The organism is Photorhabdus akhurstii (genome assembly GCF_018448925.1).
GTDB lineage: Bacteria > Pseudomonadota > Gammaproteobacteria > Enterobacterales > Enterobacteriaceae > Photorhabdus > Photorhabdus akhurstii.
The window spans coordinates 1-6,980 of sequence record NZ_RCWE01000048.1 but is presented as its reverse complement, the minus strand read 5'-3'; the positions used below and the strand labels follow the sequence as shown (position 1 = coordinate 6,980).

Annotated in this window: 5 protein-coding genes and 2 pseudogenes; 6 read left to right on the top strand and 1 reads right to left on the bottom strand. The window is 49.6% G+C overall.

What is annotated here, in order from left to right; translation table 11 throughout:
* Window positions 1-27 precede the first annotated feature (27 nt).
* Window positions 28-285, bottom strand: coding sequence for a hypothetical protein (locus EAE93_RS23230; protein WP_214040661.1), 258 nt, complete (start codon window positions 283-285; stop codon window positions 28-30).
* Window positions 286-649: 364 nt separating this feature from the next.
* Between EAE93_RS23230 and EAE93_RS23225 the strand changes: the two genes are divergently transcribed.
* From EAE93_RS23225 to EAE93_RS23205, 6 genes and pseudogenes are all read left to right on the top strand, one after another.
* A complete protein-coding gene (locus EAE93_RS23225) occupies window positions 650-1,753 on the top strand; it encodes a hypothetical protein (protein WP_214040660.1) in 1,104 nt (367 codons plus the stop codon).
* Window positions 1,746-2,270, top strand: a complete 525-nt coding sequence (locus tag EAE93_RS23220) for a hypothetical protein (protein WP_236548281.1) — start codon at window positions 1,746-1,748, stop codon at window positions 2,268-2,270. The genes EAE93_RS23225 and EAE93_RS23220 overlap by 8 nt, the downstream gene beginning before the upstream one ends.
* 125 nt (window positions 2,271-2,395) lie before the next feature.
* Window positions 2,396-4,915, top strand: a pseudogene (locus tag EAE93_RS23215) (hemagglutinin repeat-containing protein); the annotation flags it as partial.
* 114 nt (window positions 4,916-5,029) lie between these two features.
* Window positions 5,030-5,968 carry a cytidine deaminase-like fold-containing protein gene (locus EAE93_RS25765; RefSeq protein WP_462806112.1) on the top strand — a complete coding sequence of 313 codons (939 nt, stop codon included), beginning with the start codon at window positions 5,030-5,032 and terminating at the stop codon, window positions 5,966-5,968.
* 2 nt (window positions 5,969-5,970) lie between these two features.
* Entirely contained in the window at window positions 5,971-6,351 is a 381-nt protein-coding gene (locus EAE93_RS23210) for a DUF6911 family protein (protein ID WP_105397046.1), read from the top strand.
* Window positions 6,352-6,538: 187 nt separating this feature from the next.
* Window positions 6,539-6,980 (top strand): annotated as a pseudogene (locus EAE93_RS23205) (hemagglutinin repeat-containing protein); the annotation flags it as partial.

Sequence of the window (6,980 nt, the reverse complement as noted above, 5' to 3'; positions counted from 1 at the left end):
GCAATCGCCTGAGCATTGATGAGCGGCTTAATGCGTATAATTGGCATTATGTCTTGCGCCCCCGCGGGTCGGCATTGCGGGGAGTGGCGCACAAGGCTGCGCCTTATGCTCTAACCGACTGAGCCGGACATCGGCAACCCTAAGTTCTTCTTTAGCTGCCGTGCCAACGTCCGGCCAACACCCCTGAAGGCAGGTCGTCCTGCGGCCTCCGTTAATTAACTTCCCCCCGCCCCAACCCTGCTGCACTGGCTGCGCCCGGTTCGCAGTCGCAAGCTCCTTGCTCATTCCCGTGCTCGCCATCTCCGCCCCGTGCAGCCCCCCGAGGGGCTTCCCCTGAACCCGGCGGGGTCATGCAAAGCCGTGCCCGGTCTGAAACGCCCGTGCCCCAGAGCGTCGCAGGGGCGCCGCTTGCGGGCTCTCTGCCGCCCGCGCCCGCAGAACGGGCACCCGCCGCCCAAGCAAGTTGGGCGACGTTCGCCCGTTGCCGAAAAAGGCGCTACACTGACAATGGCACGGCGGGAAAAACCGGCCTTTGGAGGCGAAAAGCGCGTCAGGGGTTTTGAGTTCGGCGGTGAACGGACATTGGAAAAAACGGGGTGTAACTGACTGAGGGCATTAGGAAAATCGGCGTTCGGTAATCAACTTCGCAATGGAATGCGTTGTTGTGGAGAATAATTTCCTGACAGCCAAAGATGTCCACGAACTGAAAGAAGAACTGCTGGAAGCGGAGAAAACAGGCGCAAGCAAGCAGACGATTTACGACAAGTTTAAGGAGCGTAGCGAGAAAAACCGTCAGGAAGGTGTCGCGGATGACTGCTCCCATAACCCGGGCTGTGTGGTGTCCGTCTGGGAAATGATGAACTCGGGAACAGACGCCGCCAGTGGTTTGAACCGAACTTCGTCCTTCTCCAGCCTTAGCAATGAGGAGATGACAGAGTTAAACCGCTTTGTGCAGGCGGAGAATGCGGAAAGCGCCCAGGCGATTTACCAGTCGCTGCCAGATGTGGTAAAGAAGGTTGTTGAAGGCAAGGAGTTCGCGGAACAGTTTGGTGTAATGCCAAAAATGGGCAGCAGCGGGATGATTGGGCTGGGGATAGCCGGGAAGAAGCCTGCGACAAAAGATACAGGCAATACGGGTACAAAAGGCTCGGGGGCATCAGAAACATCACAAGGTAATGCGGAAACAAAAGGAGCTAGCCCATCTGTAAACCAGCCAGTTAATGCAACCAAAGGAACAACAGGGAATTACCGTGTTCATGATTTGAATCAAGCGCCTGATCCAGCGTTAGATCTGAATAAGATCCGGCAAGAAACTAAAACTCACCTCAAATCACGCCAACAAATGGATGATGCCGCAGTTAGTTATGCTGCGGGATCAGTAACTGTCAATGGCAAAACAGAGTATTATTTATCAGTGAGTGGTAAATCTTGGTCTGGTAATTCACCTACAACTGTAAACATTGGTGGTGTAAATTATAAGGTAATTAAAAGTGACAGTCAGAGCGTGCCCAGTGTAGAAGTTGAGGCAGGTAAAACTAACTTAAACCACGCTGAACAGAAATTATTCAGTCACATTCAGGATACTTACAAAGGACAAAAAGCAGATGTAAATATCTCTATCCAAAATACATCTGCAATTTCTCCTGGAATGTGTAAAGGATGTGGGAGTACAAGCCAAAGCTTTGCCGAGAATAACAAAGATTTTAATATTAATATTTATCACGGTACAACAGGTAGAAAAAAAGATGATTAATGAAGCACTAATAAACTATTTGCACTCAGTTTATCCTGAGCTAGAAATCGATATCAACTATATGCGAGGTTATTCTGCTGAAGAAATCTCGAAAATTGAACGCCTTTATGATATTGAAGTTAAAGGTCAGTTGTATGATTTTTTAATTTGTATGGGACGCTGTAGTGGCGGGCTTTTCGGTGATTTCCCTTTAGTTTTTTACAGGGAGCAAAAAACCCTTCGAGGTAGCCTATTATTTCAAACTGGCTTAAGAGAAGAGTTAGCTGAGATTCAACGCCATGATTTGCTTAAACAAAGACCATTTTTTATATCGGTGGAAAGTTACACTCAATACTATTTCGTATTAACTGAATCAGATAACCCTGACTTGGTTTATCGTTATGATGAAAACGAAGAAGTTGTTCAGGATACGGGCTTAATCCTAAATGATTACTTGAAAAGTGTGGTAGATACAGAAACACGTAATTATAAGTACAAAGCACCTGTCGATTATTCTGGTGATTTACTTATCATCTAGTTTTTTCAGTGTCATATATTAAAGACCCCAGCCAAATGAACTGCCCCCGAAAGTTGGACACCCAACAAGTAGGGGGAAGTTCTCCATGAAGAAGTACAGGAAGCATTTGTCACATTTAAGTAGACACCGCTTCATCAGACCTGGTAGAACACAGCAAACAGACCAGTAAAGGCTTACTCTCTAAATCCTCCATCGAAACCCACGACGAAGTGCATGAACGCCGGGCGCAGAGCACCACGCTCAGTGGCGACAGCGTGACTGTACAGGCCGGGAATGACCTAAACATCATCGGCAGTAACGTCGCAGGCACTCAGGATGTTAATCTGACCGCCGGCAACCAGCTCACCGTCACTACCGCTGATGAAGCCCGTCATGAAACGCACTTCAAGCAAGAGAAAAAATCGGGACTGATGGGGACCGGCGGTATCGGCTTCACCGTCGGCAAAGCCAGCCAAAAATCCACTACCGACATCGACAGCAACCTCAACAAAGGCAGCACGGTAGGCAGCAGTCAGGGCAGTGTAACATTCAGCGCCGGAAAACAGCTCAACCTTCACGGCAGTGATGTGGTGGCGGGCCGCGATATGCAACTTTCCGGTCAAAATATTAACATCACCAGTGCGGAAAACAGCCACACCGCTGTCACCAAAACCGAACAGAAACAAAGCGGCCTGACCGTAGCCCTGTCCGGCACCGCAGGCGGGGCCCTGAATTCCGCTGTTCAAACAGTTCAAGCGGCCAGAAGTGAAAGTGACAGCCGAATCAAAGCCTTACAAGGCACCAAAGCCGCCCTTAGCGGAGTACAGGCTGTCCAGGCAGCCCGTCTGGCCAATGCTAAAGGCGGTGACGACAAAGCCAACAACAACCTGGTGGGTGTCAACCTCTCCTACGGCAGCCAGTCCTCCCGGTCAGAACTGAAACAGCACCAGACCACTCAACAGGGCAGCAGCCTGATGACCGGGGATAATCTCACCCTTACCGCTTCCGGCACGCCAGACCAGAACGGCGATATCCGCATTCAGGGCGGCCAGTTGCAGGCGGGTAAAGACCTGCGACTCAATGCCAGCCGGGATATCCAGCTCTCATCCAGCCAGAACACCGAACAGACCACCGGCAAAAACAGCAGTCGCGGCAGCTCACTAGGAGTCGGTTTCACCGCCGGACCGGGGGGCACGGGTATCAATCTCTCCGTCAGTACCAACCGCGGTAAAGGCAGCGAAAGCGGCAACGGCGTCAGCCATAATGAAACTACGCTGGATGCGGGGCAAACCGTCACCCTCAACGCCGGTCGGGATGCGACGCTCAAAGGTGCCCAGGTCAGCGGCGAACAGATTGCCGCCGACGTCAAACGCCACCTGACACTCAGCAGCGAGCAGGACAGCAACCGCTACGATATGAAGCAACAAAACGTCAGTGCCGGCATCAGTGCTAATGTCGGTCCGGGTTCAGGAGGCTCATTGAACCTCAGCGCCAGCCGCGACAAAATCCACAGCAACTTTGACTCCGTACAAGAGCAGACCGGACTATTCGCCGGTAAAGGCGGCTATGAAGTCAAAGTAGGTGAACACACCCAGCTTGACGGCGCGGTCATTGCCAGTACCGCAGACAAAGACAAAAACACCCTCGATACCGGCACTCTCGGCTTTGGCGATATCAAAAACAAAGCGGATTTTAAAACCGAACACCATAGCGTGAGTATCAGCACTGGCGGCTCAGTAGGCGGCATGTTACTCAGTAATATGGCGGCCAATACCCTGGGCGGCGCTAACCGGGAAGGCCACGCCCAAAGCACCACCCATGCCGCGGTCAGTGACGGCACCCTGATTATCCGGGATAAAGACAACCAGCAACAGGATATCACCACCCTGAGCCGGGATACCGACCATGCCAATAACGCTCTCAGTCCTATCTTCGACAAAGAGAAAGAACAGCAACGACTGAAACAGGCCCAACTGATTGGCGAAATCAGTGCGCAGGTGATTGACATCGCCAGTACTGAAGGAGCAATTATCGCCACCAAAGCGGCCCACGCCAAACTGGAAAACATCAGTGACCCGGATAGAGAAGCGGCCCGAAAGAAACTGGAAAACGCAGGCAAAACCAACATTACGCCTGAGCAAATTAAAGACCAGATTTACAAAACCGCCTATAACCAGGCATTGAATGAGTCTGGCCTTGGCACCGGAGGGAAATACCACACCGCTTTACAGGCGGCTACCGCAGCTATTCAGGGACTCGCAGGCGGAAATATTGGTCAGGCACTGGCGGGCGGCGCTTCCCCTTACCTAGCTGGAGTGATTAAAGACCTGACTACCGACCCGAAAACCCATCAAGTCGATGTCGTCACCAATACTCTGGCCCATGCCATTCTGGGGGCAGTGGCCGCCGAAGTCAGCGGTAACAATGCGCTGGCGGGTGCGGCCGGAGCGGCGGGCGGTGAACTGGCCGCGCGAGAACTGATGAAGCATATTCATGGTGAAAATGTTAAAGTCAGTGACTTAAGTGAAGAGGAAAAACAGACCATCAGCACCCTCTCCACCCTGGCAGCAGGGCTGGCAGGCGGCATTGCCGGTGACTCCACCGGAAGCGCCATCACCGGTGCCCAGGCCGGGAAGAATGCGGTGGAGAATAATTTCCTGACTGTCAAAAAGAATGATGCGTTGATCAAAGCTCTTGACGACCAAAAGGCAGGTAAAAACCTCTTGGAAGCTTCACAAAATATCGTCAGACTCACCAATGAAGACAAAGCCAGTAATGTGATGTTAGACAAATATCGCAAAGGTACATTAGATGAGAAAGGAAAACAGGAGCTGTCTGTTTTGCTCAATCAATATGGCTATGAATTGCAGACAGAATATGGTTTTTCAGGAAAAGAAGCTGCGGCTGCAATTCAGAATTTAGTTAACGGGGGCGCATTTGTTGCGGCTGCCGCAGATGCGAAAGCCTATAATGAAGCATTAAGCTATCTGAAAACGTACAGCGTACATTCAGGGCAAGCTGCTCTCGGAACGGATGCATTAACGATATTACCCGGCACGCCAGGAACACTTATTCGGGGAAGCATTGTTGCCGGAGGTTCATATCAGGCTGGTACGGGTATTGGGCAGGTTATTGACGGAAAATATGGTAGTGGCGTAGCAAATATGAGTCTGGGTTCACTGGCTATATTTGGAGGTGTTGCCGGTAATAAAGCCATAACCAAACCAGCAGAAGGAATCGTCTCACCAGATAAACTCACAATTCAGGAAAGCAGTAGGGTTTTGGATAAAAAAACTCATACCTCCATTCCTAAGGTCACAGCAGAGTTAACTGATAAAGAAACCGGGAAAAAATTTACTGATACCAATCAGGGGAATAGACCTGATTATTATCTTGGGGATAAAAGTAGGCCTACTCTGATTAATGGTCGGATACAAGCCAAAATAGAAAAATATCCCGGTAAGAATCTTCCTAATGGAAATATGGCATCAGCACATGCAGAAGTTGGAACTATCCAACAAGCTTATGAAGACGGGATAACTATTGGTCGAGAGATGATATTGAGAGTATCAAAAGAACCTGTCTGTGGTTATTGCCGTGGTGACATTGCAGCAATGGCTGACAAAGCAGGACTAAAGTCACTTACAATATATGAAGAAAATACAGGAAAAACATTATATTGGGCCCCTGGAATGAAATCGATTAAGGAAAAAAATTAAGAATGAATTTTTCTATCAGCTGGACCTTGAATGGAAAAGGAGATAATTATAAATCTCCCACATGGTCGCATATTAAACAAATCATACTAGATTTAAAAGACCAATCAGGAACCGTAACATTAGATGTCACCGACAATATAACTGGTGCTGAAATGCTACAGGTAAGAACGGAAGATGGGTATTATTTACTTACATTAGGTGAAATATTAGAAGATGAATACAATGTCCGTTCTTACTGGAACCCTAAAGAACTTGATCAACAAATTGATATCTTAGGAGACTATTGGCCAGCACGCCAACTCACAAAAGATTTCGATTTTGTAGTGAAAGTATTTAAAGAGTTTTTTGAGACAGGTAATGTCTCGCCGGAGCTTCTTGATTAAAAAATAGCCATCAATCTTATACCCAGTCTCTTAGTCAAATCTCCTGATTAAGAGACTGAAGGCGATAGCCTTCAAACAATTCCTACAACTTAAACCAACCTTTCCATGACGTCTACCAGCCCCCCACTTAGCTTGTCAGTTTGGTAACAGTAGAAATAGCCACTACTAGCTGTCCCTGCACAGATCCGTCACTGCCGGACCGGGAGGAACGGGTATCAATCTCTCCGCCAGTGTTAACCGCGGTAAAGGCAGCGAAAGCGGCAACGGCGTCAGCCATAATGAAACTACGCTGGATGCGGGACAAACCGTCACCCTCAACGCCGGTCGGGACGCGACGCTCAAAGGCGCTCAGGTCAGTGGCGAACAGATTGCCGCCGACGTCAAACGCCACCTGACACTCAGCAGCGAGCAGGACAGTAACCGCTACGATATGAAGCAGCAGAATGTCAGTGCCAGCGACAGTACCACTTTCGGTCCACAACCGGGCGGCTCATTCAACCTCAGCGCCAGCCGCGACAAAATCCACAGCAACTTTGACTCCGTACAAGAGCAGACCGGACTGTTTGCCGGTAAAGGCGGCTATCAAGTGAAAGTAGGTGAACACACCCAGCTTGACGGCGCAGTCATTG